Origin of the sequence: Loktanella sp. M215 (assembly GCF_021735925.1) — a bacterium.
Lineage (GTDB): Bacteria > Pseudomonadota > Alphaproteobacteria > Rhodobacterales > Rhodobacteraceae > Loktanella.
In genome coordinates this window covers 882771-901126 of sequence record NZ_WMEA01000001.1, presented here as the reverse complement: position 1 = coordinate 901126, position 18356 = coordinate 882771, and the positions used below count along the sequence as shown (strand labels likewise).

The following is an 18356-nucleotide window of genomic DNA, read 5'->3' as shown; positions in this document are numbered from 1 at the left end:
CCGCATGTCGCAAACGGGTCCCGCCCGTTTTGCCCGATCCCGCGACAGCGCATGATTGCCAGAGGCAGCGCCATACGGGGCCGTTCGTATCATGTCTGAAATTTCGCCAGGGCGAGCCTTGGCATGTTCTGGTCGGGCTGAGAGGATTCGAACCTCCGACCCCCTGCTCCCGAAGCAGGTGCGCTACCAGGCTGCGCTACAGCCCGACCGTGGCCGCGTCGTAACCCCGCCAGCGGGGTTTGACAAGTCTAATCGCTGTCGGTCCTGCGCGGTTCCGCAACCGGTGGCACGCGGCCCGGCAGGCCGCGCATATGGGGCCGGGCGCGGGCCGAGGGTGCGGTATCCGGCACCTTGCGCGGTTCGGGTGCGGCTGCGTCCAGTTCGCGCGGGCGCGGGCGCAGGAACGTGCCCGTCTCGAACCGGCCGCGGGTGCGCAGGACGGGTGTTCCGCTGTCCGTCGACCGGCTTTCCCGCAAGACGATGTAAAGGCCGGATGCGATGATGATCCCCGCGCCCAGCACCGTCGCACCGTCCGGCGTCTCGTCAAAGAACAGCATGCCGTAGGCGGTGGCCCACAGGATCTGGCTGTACTGCATCGGTGCGACGATGACCGCCTCGCCCGCCTTGTAGGCGGCGATGACCAGCAGGCCCGCGATGAAGGCAAAGACCGAAATCACCGCCAGCATCCCGATATGGGCAATCGGCATCGGCTGATAGACGAAGGCCAGCGCCGATCCCATGACGACGAAGTTGCCCAGCATCGGGAACAGCATCAGCACGACGGGCCGCTCGTCCGCGCCGATCTTGCGCACGATGATTGACCCCAGCGACCCGCCGATGGCCGACAGCAGCGCCGCCCCATGCCCCAGTTGCAGCACGGTGCTGCCGGGGCGCAGGACGACCAGCACGCCGACCAGACCGACCAGCACCGCCAGCCCCCGCCGCAGGCGCACGGTTTCACCAAGGATCGGAACCGCAAGGATCGTGATCAGCAGCGGCGAGGCAAAGAGGATCGCGTAGACCTGCGCCAGCGGCAGCACGGTAAAGGCGTAGAAGGCGCAGAACCCGGTCACGATGGCGGCAATGGTGCGCAGCAGCATCCACCACGGATGGCGCGGCCGCAGGGTGCCGGGATTATTGTCCCGCATCAGCGATACGGTCGCCAATGGAAAGGCCAGCGTCACCGAAAAGAACACGATCTGGATGGGCGAATAGCTTCCGCCCAGCACCTTGATCAGAACGTCGTGGGTGGCAAAAATGCCGAAGGCCAGCAGGGCCAGCAAGGCACCGCGCGCGTTAGAAGACATGATGGTGTCCGTCGGTTTGAAAGCAGGCCCTTGGTCGACCCTGCCGCCGGAATGGTCAAGACCGCGTCAGGACAGGGCGGCGTCGCCCGCCACCCTGCCTGTTATTTGTGCGTCTGCCTACAGGCTTGCGTCCAGCGCTGCCAGAATCGCATCGCCCATTTCGGTCGTGCTGATCGGTGTGCCGCCATCGGGGCCCAGCAGGTCGGCCGTGCGCGCGCCATCGGCGAGCACCTTTTCAACAGCCGCTTCCAGACGATCCGCCTCGGCGCCCGCGTCAAAACTGTAGCGCAGGGCCATCGCGAACGACAGGATGCAGGCGATGGGGTTCGCCTTGCCCTGCCCGGTGATGTCGGGGGCCGATCCGTGGACCGGTTCATACAGCGCCTTGGGCCGCCCGTTCGCCATCGGCAGGCCAAGGGACGCGGACGGCAGCATGCCCAGCGAACCGGTCAGCATCGCGGCAGCATCCGACAGCAGGTCACCGAACAGGTTGTCGGTCACGATCACGTCGAACTGCTTGGGATTGCGCACCAGCTGCATCGCACCATTGTCCGCATACATGTGGGACAGCTGGACGTCGCTGTATTCCTTCTCGTGGATCTCGGTCACGACCTGCCGCCACAGCACGCCGGATTCCATCACGTTGGCCTTCTCCATCGAGCAGACCTTGTTGCTGCGCCGGCGCGCCAGCTCGAACGCCGACCGCGCCACGCGGGCGATCTCGGATTCCGTGTAACGCTGGGTGTTCACGCCGACCCGCTCGTTACCCTCGACATGGATGCCGCGCGGCTCGCCGAAATAGACGCCGGATGTCAGTTCGCGCACGATCATGATGTCCAGACCCGCGACGATCTCGCGCTTCAGCGACGAGAAATCCGCCAACGCGTCAAAGCACTGCGCCGGGCGCAGGTTGGAAAACAGGTCCATCTCCTTGCGCAGGCGCAGCAGGCCGCGTTCCGGCTTCACGCTGAAATCCAGATCGTCGTACTTCGGCCCGCCCACGGCGCCCAGCAGGACGGCATCGACCTCTTGCGCCTTGGCCATCGTCGCGTCCGCCAGAGGCGTGCCGTGCTTGTCGTAGGCGCAGCCGCCGACCAGATCCTCGGTCACGTCGAAGGGCATGTCGCGCTTGTCGCCGTACCAGGTGATGATGCGCTTCACCTCGTTCATGACTTCCGGGCCGATGCCGTCACCGGCGAGGATGAGGAGGGTAGGGTTCGACATGCAAGGTGTCCTTGGCTGATGCGGTTGACACCGCGTAACGCCAAGGCCGCCGCGTTTCAAGTCACCGCCTCAGCGCCGCAGATCGACCCAGACCAGCCGGTGCGGCCCCGCCGTCTGCGCCAGCGCCGCATCGGGATCGGCGGGGTCGGGCCAGAAGACACCGGCACCGGTCACGGTCCATGTTGCGGCGGGCAGGGCATAGTCGACCCGCAGATTGCCGGGTGCGCCGTCCGGCCAGTCGGCGGTATCCAGTGCGGGATCGCCGCTTTGGTCCGGGTCGGCGGCAGCTTTGCCACCGGGACTGGCAGGCCGGGGGTCCGTCAGGCGCGGATCGGCCAGAAACGCCTGCATCGCGTCGTGCAGGCCCTCTCCGTCCGCGGGGTCCAGATTGGCGTTGCCCAGCACGACGAAATCCTGCGGCGCAACCCCGAACGCACCCTCCAGCACCTGCGTCCACAGCCGCAATTCATCGCGGTTGCGCAGCCCGTTGCGATCCTCGGGTCCGTCAAAGACCGGCGGTGTCGCGGAAAAGGCCATGATGTCCACCGGCCCGCCCGGCGCCAGCACGGGCACGATCCAGTGCCCGGTGGTGGACAGGCGCTGCACCGCCGCGACCGCGTCAGACCACAGCGGACCCTGCGGCAAGGTTGCCCCCGGCACGTCGCGCCACAGCAGGGTCGACAGGTCCTGCACCGCGTCTGCATCAATCGGCCAGTGCGACAGCAGACCCATGCCGCCGTCGCCGCTGAACTTGCCCCATCCTTGGGCATCGCGCGCCTCGCCGATGCGGCCATTGCCGTCCAGATCAAGGCCGGTCGCCATGCCGGAGTTGGGCAATAGTGCAAAGCTGTGGGCAAACCCCATGCGATCGGCCGTCGCCTGCAGCGCCACACCGTCAAGGTCGTAATCCACGTCGGTCAGCAGCAGGATATCGGGGTCCACCTGCGCCACGATCGCCACGGTCGCGTCGATCTGCGCGTCATCGCGCCCCAGATCGCGCAGCATCAGACCCGGTCCGTCGCGCCCCAGCGCTGCGGCAAATGCCGCGACACGCAGCTCTTCCGCGGGGGCCGCAGTGGCCGCAAGGATCAGACCGGCAACAAGCCCTCTGCCGCAGCCCGTGCGTATTCGCGCTTGCGCTGCCGGTGGATCAGCTGGGCGACACGGCTGAGCGCGATGCCACGCATCAACAGGCTTGCCGGCAGAAAGGCCCATGCGCTTACCATCCAGATCAGGGTCTGTGGGTCGTCCACGGTAATCGGCGTGACCAGGATCGACACCAGCTTTCCGATTGCAGGAAACACGAAGGGCAGCAGAAAGCCAAGTATCAGGTTCGACTGGCTGTCACGGTGCAGCCGTTTGACCACATCGCCGCCGCCGGTGGGATCGAACATCGGCATATTGACCCAGACATTGAACGCGCCGCTGCGCCGGGGCCAGTGATGGAACCGCAGCAGCAGACCGAAGATGGCGATCGACAAGAGCGACACCAGATAAGCCAGCCCCGCCGAGATCCGGATCATGTGCAGTGTCGCGGGACTGGTATCCGCTGGCATCATCAGCATGATCAGCCGCACCGGAGAGAACGCGAAATCCAACGATTCGCCGATCCGTTCGCCCGTCAGTTGCAGCACCTGCGTCAGTGTCGAAGGCGCCTCGTTGCCCCGCATGATCAGCGACAGCGCCAGCACGGTGGTAAAGAGGGCAACGAACCGCAGCCGGTTGAAGGGCGGCGCGCTGCGGAACTCGATAAAGCTGGGGCTGGCGACGCTGTATTCGACAAGGGTGAAGGCGGCGGCAAAGATCGCGACCAGCGCCACAATCTGCGCACCGTCCTTGCTCTGGTCCGGCAACAGGATCGAGGGTAAGGCAACAAGCGCAACCACCCACATTGCACGCAATACCGCTCCGGGGAGGGTCGAACTGATCGTCATAATTGCCTCTGCCCGGTCAGCAAGGGTACTTTGCCCTCGCTTTTTCCCGTCATCCTGCCGCGATTGTGTCGCGAACTGCCACTTTGTTGCCACGAATTTGCCCCGATTCAGATGCGACTTGCAACGTCGGGTTAACATTAGCGAAATATAACAGGCCGTTTTGCGACGCAGGTGGTGCGCGGTTGCAACCGTTTTGTGGCGACACTGCGGCAGCGTTGTGCTGCCCACAAGATGATGGGGCCAGCTTGCGCCGACCCCATACACGCCATTCACCTTTTGGTCAGGCGGGGTGTCAGACCCAGGGCCGTGCTGTGGCGGCCTGCTCCTCGAACGTCTTGATCGCGCCGACCTTTTCCATGGTCAAGCCGATGTCGTCTAGCCCGTTCATCAGGCAATGCTTCTTGAAGGCATCGACCTCGAAGTGGAAGACCTCGCCATCGGACGACGTGATCGTCTGCGCCTCAAGGTCGATCTCGATCCGCGCGTTGGATCCCTTCTCCGCGTCCTTCATCAGCACGTCAACCTGCTCTTGCGGCAACACGACGGGCAGGATGCCGTTCTTGAAGCAGTTGTTGTAGAAGATGTCGGCATAGCTGGGCGCGATCACACAGCGGATGCCGAAATCCTTGATCGCCCAGGGCGCATGTTCGCGGCTCGATCCGCAGCCGAAGTTGTCGCCGGCGACCAGAATTTCGGCCTCGCGATACTGCGGCTTGTTCAGGACGAAAGACGGGATTTCATTCCGGTCGTCGTCATAGCGCATCTCGTCGAACAGGTTCACGCCCAATCCCGACCGCTTGATGGTCTTCAGGAACTGCTTGGGGATGATCATGTCGGTGTCGATGTTGATCAGGGGCAGGGGGGCGGCAATGCCGCTCAGCTTGTCGAAGGTGTCCATTACATCATCTCCCGAACGTCAGTGAGGTGGCCTGTGATCGCGGCGGCGGCTGCCATCGCGGGGGACATCAGGTGCGTGCGACCGCCGCGGCCCTGACGACCTTCGAAGTTGCGGTTGCTGGTGGCCGCACAGCGTTCGCCGGGGGCCAGCTGGTCGGGGTTCATCGCCAGACACATGGAACAGCCCGCCATGCGCCATTCGAAACCGGCGTCGATGAAGATTTGCGCCAGACCTTCCTCCTCGGCCTGTGCGCGCACAAGGCCCGAACCGGGCACGACCATCGCGCGCGTCACGGTGATCTTCTTGCCCTTCAGGATCGCTGCCGCGGCGCGCAAATCCTCGATCCGGCCATTGGTGCAGGACCCGATGAAGACCGTGTCGATCTTGATGTCCGACAGTTTCATTCCTGCCGACAGGCCCATGTAGTCCAGCGAACGCTGTGCCGCATCCACCTTGCCGCCGGTGAAATCGCTGGCCGCAGGCACGGTCGCGGTGATCGGCAGCACGTCCTCTGGCGAGGTGCCCCAGGTGACGGAGGGTGCGATATCCTCGCCCTTCAGCGTCACGACCTTGTCCCAATGGGCGTCGTCGTCGGAATAAAGCGTCTTCCACCAGTTCATCGCCGCTTCCCACTGGGCGCCTTTCGGTGCGTGGGGACGGCCCTTGCAGTAGTCGAAGGTCTTCTGGTCAGGCGCGATCAGACCGGCGCGGGCGCCGCCTTCGATCGCCATGTTGCAGACGGTCATGCGGCCTTCCATCGACAGGTCGCGGATCGCTTCGCCACAATATTCGATGACATAGCCGGTGCCGCCGGCAGTGCCGGTCTTGCCGATGACGGACATGGTGATGTCCTTGGCGGTCACACCGGGCTTCAGCTTGCCGGTGATCTCGACCTTCATGTTCTTGCCCTTGCGCTGGATCAGCGTCTGGGTGGCAAGGACATGCTCGACCTCGCTCGTGCCGATGCCGTGGGCTAGCGCGCCGAAGGCACCGTGCGTTGCGGTATGCGAGTCGCCGCACACGACGGTCATGCCGGGCAGGGTCCAGCCCTGTTCGGGGCCGACGATGTGGACGATGCCCTGACGGACGTCGGACACGGGGTAATAGTGGATGCCGAATTCCTTGGCGTTGGTATCCAGCGCCTCGACCTGGATACGGCTGTCCTCGGTCATCGTCGCGGCATTGGCGCGGTCCAGCGTCGTCGGCACGTTGTGGTCCGGCACGGCGATGGTCTTGTCCGGCGCATGGACCGTGCGACCGGCCATGCGCAGACCTTCAAAGGCCTGCGGGCTGGTCACTTCGTGGACCAGATGACGGTCGATATACAAAAGGCAGGTGCCGTCCTCGGCCTCGTCGGCGACGTGGGCATCCCAGATTTTATCGTAAAGCGTCTTGGGGGACATAGGTCCTCTCCCATGAATAATGTGTGTGGGGCAGGCGGAAACAGGGCGCAGCTGCGCCCGCGCGCATCATAGATGGGCGAGGATCGTACGCGTCGCGCCAAAGAACCGCCAAGGCAGCCGTGCGCGATCGTCCATGTCGAATACCGGTTTCATGGCCAGTCAGATATACCCACAGGCCCTGTCCCGCAAGCGGAGTCGCAACGGTCAGGCCCACCACCGCCGCGCTTTGCGCAAAGCAGGTCAGCGATCATGCCGCACACGCGGGGGTTTCTTGCCGCTGGCGGGCATTGCATCCTACAACGGACAGGGACGCGGGGGATAAATCCGAATGGCATTGCACGAAGACCTGCTGGACACGACGCCCGACGCGCCGCTCGGCACACTCGTCGGTGTGTGGCACAGCCTTCTGGCACAGGCGGACAACGTCCTCGGCACGCTCTGGCGGCCCTGGGTCGGGTATCAGGTGCTGATCGCGCTGGCGATCTTTGCTGTGGCGCATGTGCTGCGCATGGGGCTGGCCCCCCGCCTGCACGCGTGGATGCGCGCCCGCGAAGGCTGGCCGATGTGGCGCATCCGCTGGCTGGTCGTGCTGCACAAGCGGCTGCGCAGTATCATCTTCGTCCTGCTGATCTGGCTGGTGATCGCCGCGATGCGAGAGGTGACATGGAACAGCCGCACCTATCAGCTTGCGATCATCGCGAACCTTGCGACTGCCTGGCTGATCGTGGCGCTGACCACGCGGCTGATCGCCAACCCCCTGCTGCGCAAGACCGTGCGCTACGGGGCGTGGATTTGGGTCACCCTGCGTATCCTCGGCCTGACCGACGCGTTCGAGCGTCTGCTGGACAACATCGCCTTTTCCATCGGCACCATGCGGATCTCGGCGCTGCTGGTGGTGCAGGCGATCCTGATCCTTGGCGTGCTGTGGGTCGGCGCGCGGTTCCTGTCGCGGACCGTGCGCAACCGGATCACCGGGAACGAGGATATCAGCCCGTCCATGCAGGTGCTGGCCGTCAAGGTCATGCAACTGCTGTTCTATGGCCTTGCGGTCTTCATCGGGCTCAAGGCGATCGGCATCGACCTGACCGGCCTTGCGGTGCTGTCGGGCGCGATCGGCGTCGGCCTTGGCTTCGGTCTGCAAAAGGTGGTGTCGAACCTCGTGTCGGGCGTGATCCTGCTGCTGGACAAGTCGATCAAGCCCGGCGACGTCATCAGCCTTGGCGATACCTTCGGCTGGATCAACTCGCTGGGCGCGCGCTACGTCAGCATCACGACCCGTGACGGCAAGGAATACCTGATCCCGAACGAGGATCTGATCACCGGTCAGGTGGTCAACTGGTCCCATTCCAACGATTTCGTGCGCCTCGACATCTACTTCGGCACCGCCTACGCCGACAACCCGCACACGGTCCGCAAGATCGCGATCGAGGCCGCGATGGCCGTGCCGCGCGTTCTGCAACAACGGCCCGCCGTCTGCCATATCGTGGGCTTCGGCGACAGTTCCGTCGACTACATCCTGCGCTTCTGGATTTCGGACCCCACCGGCGGCCTGACGAACATCCGCGGCAACGTCTATCTGGCGCTCTGGGATGCCTTTGCGGAACACGGCATCTCGATCCCGTTCCCGCAGCGAGAGGTCAAGGTCCTGCCGGAGTCCACCTTGCAGACCCGGCCGCTGAAGTAGGCCTGGCGCGTTCTGACGACAACGTGATGACGCGGCGTCAATCACGCGTTGCTCCGTCGTGCGGCGCGGTTAACTATACATTTGTGTAATGTTTAAAGGGTTTCCAATATGTTTTCCCGTGGTTCAACCGCGTCTGCGACGCTTTTGACGACCGTCGCCTCCATCATCCTCATCGGCACGTCTCACGCGGCCTCAGCACAGGCCTATCCGGCTGGCGGCGGTGCCGCGACCGGCACCGATGCCGTGGGCATCGGGTCGGGCGCCAACGCATCCGGCAACAACACCGTGGCCATCGGCAATGACTCTCTGGCCTCTGGTCAGGATGCGGTTGCCATCGGCGGCGACGATGCCGGCACCGGGGCACAGGCCATCGCACCATCGACGACCGCCGTCGGCGGAGAGAGCCTTGCCCAGAACCCCGGCGACAGCGCCTTCGGCTGGGAAGCCATGGCGATCGGCAACCGCTCGACCGCGCTGGGTCACCAGACCACGGCCGCCGGTGCGCAATCGGTCGCCGTGGGCGAGGACGCCTCGGCCACGGGCATCAGCGCGATTGCCATCGGCGGCAACAATGATGCCGACAATAATGGTGTCGTGGACGATGGCACGGGTGCCGTTGCCAATGGCAACGACGCCGTCGCCATCGGTGCGGCAGCCAGCGCACTGGGCAATTCGACCACGGCGCTGGGCGGCGAAAGCAGTGCCAACGGGGCCGGGGCGACCGCGATCGGCTGGCAGTCGAACGCCGTCGGCGCGCAGGCGCAGGCCTTCGGTCACCAGTCCACGGCGACCGGCGATCTGGCGCTTGCCATCGGTGAGGACAGCCGCGCGCTGGGCAATAACGCCACCGCCATCGGCAACCTGTCGACCGCCAACGGCATCGACGCGCTGGCGCTGGGCGATCAGGCCAATGCGGCAGGGAACTCCACCACGGCGCTTGGCGGTGAAAGCAATGCCACGACGCCCGGTGCCACGGCGCTGGGCTGGCAGGCCCGGGCCACGGGTGCCATGGGCACGGCCGTCGGCCACCAGTCCACGGCCTCGGGTGACCAGTCCTTTGCGGGTGGCGAGGATTCGGTGGCATCCGGCGTGAATGGCATCGCCATCGGCAATACCGCACTGGCCAGCGGCGCGGATGCCGTGGCCATCGGCGGCAACCGCGACGGTGCGACCGGGATGCAGACGATCGCCTCCGGCACCTCCTCGACCGCGGTCGGCGGGCAGTCGCAGGCCACCATGGCAGGTGCCACGGCCATCGGCTGGCGGGCGCAGGCCACCGGCGTCCGTGCGCAGGCCTTCGGTCACCTTGCCGTCGCCAGTGGCGAGCGGTCGACGGCCGTGGGCGAAAACGCGACCGCCTCGGGCCTGACGGCCTTGGCCTTCGGCAATCTCGCCACGGCCTCGGGCGCGAACTCCGTCGCCATCGGCAACGGGGCGCAGGCCACGCGCGACAATCAGGTCGTGGTCGGCACGGCGACCAATACCTACACGCTGCCCGGTGTCACCTCCGACGCCAGCCGGGATGCACAATCCGGCAGCGTGCGCCTTGTCACCTCGGATGCCAACGGCAACCTTGCCGTCAGCGACACGGACGTGACCGCCTTCGCCAGCATCGGCCAGACGCTGGCGTCGCAGGGCAGTTCCATCGCGGCACAGGGTGCGCAGATCCAGCGCAACCGCAACGACATCCTGGACAACCGCGATGGCATCGCGATGGCCATGGCGCTGGAGGTGCCCTACGTCCCCGTCGACCGCCAGTACGCGGTTTCGGGCGGCTTGGGTGCATTCGACGGCGCGACGGCCTTTGCGATGTCCGGCGCGTTCCGGATCAACACCAACACGCAGGTCGATGCCGGCGTGACCTATGGCTTTGATCGTCAGAAGGTCGGCGGTCGTGTGGGTGTCAGCTACTCGTGGTAATCACAGACAAATTGCGAAACCGTGCAACGCCGTGGCTTCTGGCCACGGCGTTTGCCGCTGTCCTCACCCTGCCCGCCACGGCCCAGCAGACCCCGCAGATCGAGGAAAGCTTTGCCGTCGCCCTGATCCGCGACGCCCTGCTGGCGGTCAATCAGGCGAACTGGACCGGCAATTACACGACCCTGCGCGACTATGCCTCCACCTCGTTCCACGATGCCAACACGGCGACGGATCTGGCGATCCTGCTGCAACGGGTGCGGTCCGAGGCGCTGGACCTGCTGCCCGTCCTCTCCGTCGCTCCGGTGATCCAGCGCAGCGACGTGTCGCTGGATCAGCGAATCATCCGCCTGTCGGGCTATTTCCCGCTGGACCCGCGGTCCATCACCTTCGATCTGGAGTTCGTGAACGAAAACGCACGCTGGCTGATCTATGGCCTGTCCGTCGGCGCGTTCGAAACGTCGGCGCCACAGGTCACGGTTGACACGCCCCCCGCATCGGACTAACGCCCCGCCTTCGGTTGTTGAAATTTTGTGGGAGACCCCCTAGGTTTCAATCAGGCCTTGCACCGGGGCCACCCGTCCGGTGCTTTTCATCGGAGGACGATGCACTGTCTCTTTCCACCTCGGCAGCATCCGCTGCCACCCAAGGGGCCCACGCTGTGAAGGCGGCGGCTTCTTACGACAGCGACCAGCTGCTTGACGCAATCCTGACATCACTGGACGACGACAAGGCCGAAGAGGTTGTAAAGATCAACCTGCGCGGCAAGTCGGAAATGGGCGACTGGATGGTGATTGCCTCCGGCCGGTCCACGCGCCAGGTCTCGGCCATGGCCGAACATCTGACAGACAAGCTCAAGCAGGATTATGGCCTGATCACCAAGACCGAAGGCAAGGATACCGGCGACTGGGTCCTGATCGACACCGGCGACGTGATCGTCCACCTGTTCCGGCCCGAAGTGCGCGAATTCTACCAGCTGGAAAAGATGTGGACCCCGGGAAGCCAGGATTTCCTGACCGTGGATCCGTCCAAGGCCCCCTGATGCGCCTGCGCATCTGCGCGGTGGGCCGCCTGCGCGGCGGCCCCGAGGCTGCGCTGATTACCGACTACCTGACCCGATTCGACCGGACGGGCCGTGCGCTGGCGCTTGGCCCGGCAGAGGTCGTGGAGGTCGAGGACAAGAAGGGCGGCGGCATGGCCGGAGAGGCCGCTTTGCTGTCGAAAGTGGTGCCTGACGGCGCGCTGCTTTGCGTGCTGGACGAGCGCGGCAAGGTGATGACATCCCCCGATTTCGCGGCCCAGCTGGGCGGCTGGCGCGATCAGGGGCGGCAGGACGTCGCCTTCGTCATCGGTGGCGCCGACGGTATCGACCCCTCCTTGCGCGACCGGGCCGATGCGGCGCTGTCGTTTGGCAAGATGGTCTGGCCGCACATGCTGGTGCGGGTGATGCTCGCGGAACAGCTTTACCGTGCCGCGTCCATTCTGGCGGGATCGCCCTATCATCGGGTGTAGGAGCCTCCGGCGGGAGTATTTTCAGAAAAAGCGAGGCGGCTTCAGAGGCGCGCGACGGCTTTCGCGACTTCCAGTCCCAGCGTCTGATGTGTCGCTGCGTTGTAATGCACGCCGTCCTGCGGGCTGACGGCGATGTGCTGTCCGGCGTCCAGAAACCCGACGTTCCAGGTCCGGGCCAAGGATGCGTAAAGCGGCGGCAGCGCCAGTGATTTGGTCGCGCCGCCAAAAAAAACCTGTGCGATGGGACCTTGTTCCAGCACCGGCGGCGGGCAGATCAGCAGCACCTTGAACCCGCCGTGCCGGGTCTGCATCGGCTCGCCGCAGGCGATGGCAAGCAAGCCTGCGATACCCGCGGTGATCCCCTCTGGGGTCAGGCCAAAATGCGCCTTGCAGTCGTTGGTGCCCAGCATGATCGTCAGCCCGTCGATGGGGCCGTGGCTTTCCAGCGCGATGCGCAGGCCAAGCTGACCGTTCATATGGGCGCCCATTTCCGGGTCCGTCAGGGGGCAGGCGGTGCGGCCCGGCAGCCCTTCCTCGATCAACTCGCAGCCCAGTTCGGCCGCCATGACCTGCGGCCAGCGCGTTGTGGCATCGTGGCGGGCATAGACGCCCCGCGTCACGATGGGGGGGCGTGCCGTGGGTATTGCTGTCGCCGAAGGTCATTATGGTGCGCATCATGGCGCCGACGCTAGGCCTTGCGGCCAAGTCGGGCAATCCCCCTTGGCCTTTGCGCTGCGCGCCCACATATAGGGGACAACGACGGATCAAGGAGACAGCGATGCAAATTCTGGGCCAGACACCGGCAAAACCTGCCGCAAGCGCGCACATCAAGGACGGAACCGACGACAGCTTTATCGCCGATGTCGTGGAAATGTCGATGACGGTGCCTGTGATCGTCGACTTCTGGGCGACCTGGTGCGGGCCGTGCAAGACCCTCGGCCCGGCGATCGAGGCTGCCGTGACCAAGGCCGATGGCCGGGTGAAGCTGGTCAAAATCGACGTCGACGCGAACCCCGGATATTCCGGGCAGCTGCGCGTGCAGTCGATCCCCACGGTCTATGCCTTCTGGCAGGGCCAGCCGGTCGACGGCTTTCAGGGCGCCTTGCCCCCGTCCGAGGTGAACGCCTTCGTCGAGAAGACCGCCGCACTCGGTGGCGAGGCCGAGGACAACGGTCTGGCCGATGCAATCACGGCCGCGCAGGAGATGCTGGACGAAGGTGCGGCCGCCGATGCCGCCGAAACCTTTGCCGCGATCCTGCAGGAAGATCCCAATAGTGCCGCCGCCTATGCGGGCCTCGTGTCGGCGCATCTGGCGCTGAACGATCTGGGCCAAGCCGAAGCGATCCTGAACGGCGCCCCCGCCGAGATCAGCACCGATCCGGCCCTGGAGGCTGTTGCCGCCCGCATCGCCCTGCTGCGCGAAGCCGAGAGCGCCGGCCCCGTGGCAGAGCTTGAGGCGAAACTCGCCGCCGACGAGACCGATCACCAGACCCGCCTTGACCTTGCGACGGCCCTGCACGCCAGCGGGCGCAGCCAGGAGGCGGTGGATCACCTGCTGGACCTGTTCCGCCGGGACCGCGAGTGGAACGACGGGGCCGCCAAGACCCAGTTGTTCAAGGTTTTCGACGCCCTGCCGCCGAAGGATCCGATCGTCCTGACCGGACGGCGCAAACTGTCGTCAATGATATTTGCCTGATCCGCGGTGCGGGCTAGATGGAACGGCATCATGATATCATCAGCTGACCTTCCCGACGCCATCCCGATCTTTCCGCTTCCCGGCGCCTTGCTGCTGCCGCGGGGGCGGTTGCCGCTGCACATCTTCGAACCGCGATACCTGCAGATGATCGAGGATGCGATGAAGACGCAGACCCGTCTGATCGGGATGATCCAGCCCTATGATGCCCCCGGCCAGGCCGGCAAGCTGCACAGCATCGGCTGCGCAGGGCGGCTGAACGCCTTCACCGAAACCGACGACGGCCGCTACATGATCACGCTGTCGGGCGTGTCCCGGTTCCGCGTGACCGAAGAGGTCGAGGGGTTCACCCCCTACCGCCGCTGCAAGGTGAAATGGTCCGGGTTCGAACGTGATCTGGGCCGGCCAGAGCACGACGCCGACTTTGACCGCGCGGTCTTCATGGAAGCGCTGGGCCGCTTTTTCGAAGATCAGGGCCTGAAGACCGATTGGGAATCGCTGGGCGAGGCCGAGGACGAGTTGCTGATTAACTCGTTGTCCATGCTCTGCCCCTTCCCGCCAGAGGACAAGCAGGCCCTGCTGGAAGCGCCGAGCCTGTCGACCCGGCGCGAAACCCTGATGACGCTGATCGAATATTCCCTGCGTGGCGGCGATGACGAGGTGATGCAATGACCGAGACGCCTTTCGACCCCCGCATGCTGGAATCGCTGATCTGCCCGCGGACGCAGGGACCTTTGCGCTATGACGCCGAACGGCAGGAACTGGTCAGCAAGGCCGCCCATCTGGCGTTTCCCGTGCGCGACGGCATTCCCGTGATGCTGGTGGACGAGGCGCGGGTGCTGGACGACTAGCGCATCAGCCGCGGCAGATCGCCGGTTAGGCCCGCCGCTTCGCGGATGAACCGCCGCCGCAGTCCCGGCATCGCGTTGATCGCACCCATGCCAAGGTCACGCAATCCGCGCAGCACCGGGTTGTCGTTGGAAAACAGCCGGTTGAAAGCATCCGTGGCGATTGCCAGCCGCGTCGCCTCGAACCTGCGCCAGACCTGATAGCGGTCCAGCACGACCGCGCTGCCGATATCCTCGCCGCGCATCCGCGCATCCTCCATCACCTGTGCCAGCGCCGCGACATCGCGCAATCCGGCGTTCAGGCCCTGACCCGCGATCGGGTGGATACCGTGGGCGGCATCGCCCACCAGCGCCGTGCGCGGTGCGATCAGACTGTCCGCCAGCGTCAGGCCAAGGGGGTAGGAAAACCGCTGCCCGACCAGACGGATTTCGCCCAGGAACGACCCGAAGGCCGGTCGCAGCGCGGCCAGAAAGCCGCCATCGTCACGCGCCAGGGTGGCGCGGGCGCGGTCGGCCTGCTCGCTCCAGACCACGGAACTGCGGTTGCCGGTCAGCGGTAGGATCGCCAGCGGACCGCCGGGCATGAAGAATTGATGCGCCACGCCATGATGCGGCAGGTCGTGTTCCACCGCGCAGACCAGCGCGATCTGGTCATAATCCCAGCCGGTCCGCTTGATCCCCGCCCGCTTGGCCACGCCGCTGGTGCGTCCGTCGCAGCCGACCAGCAGCCGCGCGGCAAGGGTGTCGTCACCGTCCAGCGTCACCGTGACGCCGCCGCCGGTGACGGCCTGCGCCATGACGCTGCGCCCGGTCAGGTGGGTGATACGGTCCTGCGCCCCGATCGCATCCAGCAGGGCCGCGCGCAGATGGCGGTCTTCCACCAGCCAGCCCATCGGGCCTTCCTCGATTTCGGCGTGGTCGAAATGCATCATCCAGGGGCTTGCGCCTTCACCGGCGCGGCCGTCGGTCACCTTGATGTCCAGCATCGGCTGGGCGTCGGGTTTCACCGCGTCCCAGACCCCCACGCCGCGCAGCAGGCGCATGGACCCCAGCGCGATGGCATAGGCGCGCCCGTCGAAATCGCGGTCGCGGTGCGTGTCCGGCGTCACCGCGTCGATCACGGTCACCCGAAACCCGGACTGTGCGGCGGCCAGTGCCAGCACCGGGCCGTTCAGCCCGCCACCGACGATGATGATGTCTGTGTGTTCCATGGCCTGACATATGGGCGTCCGGGCGGGATTGTCCATGCGGTGCGGGGTCGCTAGCGTGGCGCTGCAATCCAAGGAGTGACGATGATGGACGACTGGCGCTGGATGACCGCAACCGCCCTTGGCGAAGGGATCGCCGATGGCACCATCGACCCGGTGACCCTGACCGAGACCTACCTTGACGCCATCGCCGCCCATCCGATGCGCGACCGCATCTATGCCCGCGTCACGGCGGACCGCGCCCGGGCCGAGGCGCAGGCCGCGTCCAAGCGTGCCAAGGCCGGTCTGCGGCGCGGCCCTCTCGACGGCGTGCCGATCAGCTGGAAGGATCTTTTCGATACGGCCGGTGTCGCGACAGAGGCCGGCACGCGCCTGATGGCGGGCCGCACGCCGGGTCGTGATGCAGAGGTGCTGCGCAACGCCACCGCGGCGGGCCTCGTCTGCCTTGGCAAGACTCACCTGTCGGAAATCGCCTTTTCCGGTCTTGGCCTGAACCCGATGACGGCGACGCCGCCCAATGTGAATGACCCCGACGCGGTGCCGGGCGGGTCGTCCTCGGGGGCCGCCGCGTCCGTCGCCTTCGGCCTCGCCGCCGCGGGCATCGGGTCCGACACCGGCGGGTCGGTGCGCATCCCGTCGGCGTGGAACGACATCACCGGCTTCAAGACGACCCACGGGCGGCTGTCGCTGGCTGGCACCGTGCCGCTCTGCCTGACCTTCGACACCGTCGGCCCGCTCTGCCGGTCCGTGCAGGACGCCGCCCTCTTGACCGCCGCACTGGAAGGGTCGCAAGCCCCCGACCTGCGCCACGCGACTGGCCCCCTGCGCCTTGCGATCCTCGATACCGTGGCGATGGACGATGTGCGGGACGCACCACTGGCAGGCTTCACTGCCGCCACCGACCGACTGCGCGACGCAGGTGCGCAGATCACCCACCTCAGCGTCCCCGACCTGACCGAGGCGTTCGCCTTCGCCGGCCCGCTTTACACCGCAGACAGCTGGGCGTGGTGGCGCGACCGGATCGCGGCCGACCCCGACGCGATGTTCCCGCAGATCTATGAACGGATCAGCGCCGGGGCGGATGTGAAGGCCGCCGATTACATCGCCGCATGGTCCACCCTGCGCCGCATCCGCGCAACATACGCCGCCGCCACCGCCGCCTTTGATGCCGTCATCATGCCGACCGCGCCGATCCTGCCGCCGCATGCGCAGCGCCTTCTGGACGATGCCGACTACTACAAGGCGGAAAACCTGCTGGCCCTGCGCAATACCCGCGTCGCCAACCTGATGGACCTGCCCGCCGTGACCCTGCCGACCGGCACGCCGTCCTGCGGCATCATGCTCTGCGGTCACACCGGGCAGGACGACCGCCTGCTGCGCGTCGCAGCGGTGGCAGAGGCGGCGCTGGCCTGATCACGCGGCGCAACCGAAATGACACAATTTGCACCGATCCCCCTTGGTTTGGGGGGTAACCCGCTGGACAGCCACATCACGTAGCGGCTACCCTGACCCCAAGCGGGGCGCTTTATGATCCCGTAACGAGGCAGTGATGGATTTCCCCAAGCGGTTTGCGAACCTTCCGGTTGCGACGTGGCCCCGACTCCGTGGCCTGCTGGACTCTGTCCAGCCCGGCGGCGATCCCATCAACATGACCATCGGCGACCCGCAGCACCCCATGCCGCCCTTTCTGGCTGACGCGATGGCCGCCCAGATCGCAGGCTTCGGCGGCTATCCCAACAACGACGGCAGCCCCGCGCTGCTCGACGCGATCTCGCGCTGGCTGCACCGCCGCTATGGCGTGACTGTCGCCACGACAGAGATCATGGCCCTGAACGGCACACGCGAAGGCCTCTACAACGCCGCCATGGCGCTGTGCCCCGAAACCAAGAACGGCCAGACGCCCGTCATCCTGACGCCGAACCCCTTCTATCAGGTCTACGCCGTTGCGGCCCTCTCTGTCGGTGCCGAACCCGTCTATCTGCCTGCCACGATCGACACCGGCCACCTGCCGGACTTCGACGCGGTGCCGGACGACGTGCTGGACCGCACCGCCATCGCCTATATCTGCTCTCCTGCAAACCCGCAGGGCGCCGTGGCGACCGAAGACTACTGGCGCAGCCTGATCGGCCTTGCCGAAAAGCACGATTTCAAGATCTTCGCCGACGAATGCTATTCCGAGATCTGGCGCGACACGCCCCCCGTGGGCGCGCTGCAGGTGGCACAGGCGATGGGCGCCGACCCCGACCGCGTGGTGATCTTCCACTCGCTGTCCAAGCGGTCGAACCTCGCGGGCCTGCGCTCCGGCTTCTGCGCCTCCGGCCCGCGCAACATCGCTGCGATCCGCGCCCTGCGCGCCTACGCCGGCGCGCCACTGCCCGGCCCGGTGCAGGCGGTCTCGGCCCTCGTCTGGGACGACGAGGATCACGTCACAGCCTCCCGCGCGCTCTACATCGAGAAATTCGAGATCGCCGACCGCATCCTCGGCAACGTGCCGGGATACCGCAGCCCAGAGGCCGGGTTCTTCCTCTGGCTGCCGGTCGCGGACGGCGAACGGGCGGCGCTGGACCTGTGGTCCAAGACGGGCGTGCGCACGCTGCCCGGCGCCTACCTGTCCCGCGACGCAGGCGGCGCGAATCCCGGCGCAGATTACATTCGGGTGGCCCTTTGCGGCCCCAAGGACGACGTAGAGCGCGGTCTGACCCGCCTGCGCGACACGCTTTACCAGTGA

General features: G+C 66.0%; 18 protein-coding genes and 1 tRNA gene. 10 read left to right on the top strand and 9 right to left on the bottom strand.

The genetic code is table 11. The features are described from left to right. Nucleotides 1-129: 129 nt before the first annotated feature. From GLR48_RS04370 to leuC, 7 genes are all read right to left on the bottom strand, one after another. Nucleotides 130-206 (bottom strand) — tRNA-Pro (locus GLR48_RS04370). Nucleotides 207-248: 42 nt separating this feature from the next. Next, the gene (locus tag GLR48_RS04365; protein WP_237059041.1) at nt 249-1307 is read right to left on the bottom strand and encodes a DMT family transporter; all 1059 of its coding nucleotides are present in this window, start codon (nt 1305-1307) and stop codon (nt 249-251) included. A 117-nt stretch (nt 1308-1424) separates the two neighbouring features. Then, nucleotides 1425-2531 carry a 3-isopropylmalate dehydrogenase gene (gene leuB / locus GLR48_RS04360; protein WP_237059039.1) on the bottom strand — a complete coding sequence of 369 codons (1107 nt, stop codon included), beginning with the start codon at nt 2529-2531 and terminating at the stop codon, nt 1425-1427. 69 nt (nt 2532-2600) lie between these two features. Continuing rightward, nucleotides 2601-3536, bottom strand: coding sequence for an endonuclease/exonuclease/phosphatase family protein (locus tag GLR48_RS04355; RefSeq protein ID WP_237059037.1), 936 nt, complete (start codon nt 3534-3536; stop codon nt 2601-2603). Between the two features lie 83 nt (nt 3537-3619). Then, the gene (locus tag GLR48_RS04350) at nt 3620-4465 is read right to left on the bottom strand and encodes a hypothetical protein (protein WP_237059027.1); all 846 of its coding nucleotides are present in this window, start codon (nt 4463-4465) and stop codon (nt 3620-3622) included. Between the two features lie 292 nt (nt 4466-4757). Next, the gene (leuD, locus tag GLR48_RS04345) at nt 4758-5363 is read right to left on the bottom strand and encodes a 3-isopropylmalate dehydratase small subunit (RefSeq protein WP_237059025.1); all 606 of its coding nucleotides are present in this window, start codon (nt 5361-5363) and stop codon (nt 4758-4760) included. Further along, on the bottom strand, nt 5363-6766 hold the full coding sequence (leuC, locus tag GLR48_RS04340) for a 3-isopropylmalate dehydratase large subunit (RefSeq protein ID WP_237059023.1): 1404 nt from the start codon (nt 6764-6766) through the stop codon (nt 5363-5365). The genes leuD and leuC overlap by 1 nt, the downstream gene beginning before the upstream one ends. A 328-nt stretch (nt 6767-7094) precedes the next feature. Between leuC and GLR48_RS04335 the strand changes: the two genes are divergently transcribed. The 5 genes from GLR48_RS04335 (at nt 7095) to rlmH (ending at nt 11879) form a co-directional block, all read left to right on the top strand. Next, nucleotides 7095-8450, top strand: coding sequence for a mechanosensitive ion channel family protein (locus GLR48_RS04335; protein ID WP_237059021.1), 1356 nt, complete (start codon nt 7095-7097; stop codon nt 8448-8450). A 108-nt stretch (nt 8451-8558) separates the two neighbouring features. Next, nucleotides 8559-10370, top strand: a complete 1812-nt coding sequence (locus tag GLR48_RS04330; protein ID WP_237059018.1) for a YadA-like family protein — start codon at nt 8559-8561, stop codon at nt 10368-10370. 11 nt (nt 10371-10381) lie between these two features. Continuing rightward, nucleotides 10382-10873 carry a hypothetical protein gene (locus tag GLR48_RS04325; RefSeq protein WP_237059016.1) on the top strand — a complete coding sequence of 164 codons (492 nt, stop codon included), beginning with the start codon at nt 10382-10384 and terminating at the stop codon, nt 10871-10873. A gap of 155 nt (nt 10874-11028) precedes the next feature. Further along, a complete protein-coding gene (rsfS, locus tag GLR48_RS04320; protein ID WP_442915752.1) occupies nt 11029-11409 on the top strand; it encodes a ribosome silencing factor in 381 nt (126 codons plus the stop codon). Continuing rightward, complete coding sequence (gene rlmH / locus GLR48_RS04315; RefSeq protein ID WP_237059014.1) at nt 11409-11879, top strand: 23S rRNA (pseudouridine(1915)-N(3))-methyltransferase RlmH; 471 nt, start codon at nt 11409-11411, stop codon at nt 11877-11879. The genes rsfS and rlmH overlap by 1 nt, the downstream gene beginning before the upstream one ends. A 41-nt stretch (nt 11880-11920) precedes the next feature. On the opposite strand, the gene GLR48_RS04310 is transcribed toward rlmH, so the two are convergent. Then, complete coding sequence (locus tag GLR48_RS04310; protein ID WP_237059012.1) at nt 11921-12499, bottom strand: GDSL-type esterase/lipase family protein; 579 nt, start codon at nt 12497-12499, stop codon at nt 11921-11923. 158 nt (nt 12500-12657) lie between these two features. Between GLR48_RS04310 and GLR48_RS04305 the strand changes: the two genes are divergently transcribed. From GLR48_RS04305 to GLR48_RS04295, 3 genes are read left to right on the top strand one after another with little or no spacing between them, the layout of a single operon-like run. Then, a complete protein-coding gene (locus tag GLR48_RS04305) occupies nt 12658-13575 on the top strand; it encodes a thioredoxin family protein (protein ID WP_237059003.1) in 918 nt (305 codons plus the stop codon). Between the two features lie 30 nt (nt 13576-13605). After that, a complete protein-coding gene (locus tag GLR48_RS04300; protein ID WP_237059001.1) occupies nt 13606-14244 on the top strand; it encodes an LON peptidase substrate-binding domain-containing protein in 639 nt (212 codons plus the stop codon). After that, nucleotides 14241-14423, top strand: a complete 183-nt coding sequence (locus tag GLR48_RS04295; RefSeq protein ID WP_237058999.1) for a Trm112 family protein — start codon at nt 14241-14243, stop codon at nt 14421-14423. Before GLR48_RS04300 ends, GLR48_RS04295 begins: the two co-directional genes overlap by 4 nt. On the opposite strand, the gene GLR48_RS04290 is transcribed toward GLR48_RS04295, so the two are convergent. Next, entirely contained in the window at nt 14420-15667 is a 1248-nt protein-coding gene (locus GLR48_RS04290) for a UbiH/UbiF/VisC/COQ6 family ubiquinone biosynthesis hydroxylase (protein WP_237058997.1), read from the bottom strand. The genes GLR48_RS04295 and GLR48_RS04290 overlap by 4 nt on opposite strands. Nucleotides 15668-15715: 48 nt before the next feature. Between GLR48_RS04290 and GLR48_RS04285 the strand changes: the two genes are divergently transcribed. Together GLR48_RS04285 and GLR48_RS04280 are read left to right on the top strand one after the other, a co-directional pair. Continuing rightward, nucleotides 15716-17041 (top strand): amidase, encoded by a 1326-nt coding sequence (locus GLR48_RS04285; protein WP_237064357.1) that lies wholly within the window; start codon nt 15716-15718, stop codon nt 17039-17041. 136 nt (nt 17042-17177) lie between these two features. Next, nucleotides 17178-18356, top strand: a complete 1179-nt coding sequence (locus tag GLR48_RS04280; protein WP_237058995.1) for an aminotransferase class I/II-fold pyridoxal phosphate-dependent enzyme — start codon at nt 17178-17180, stop codon at nt 18354-18356.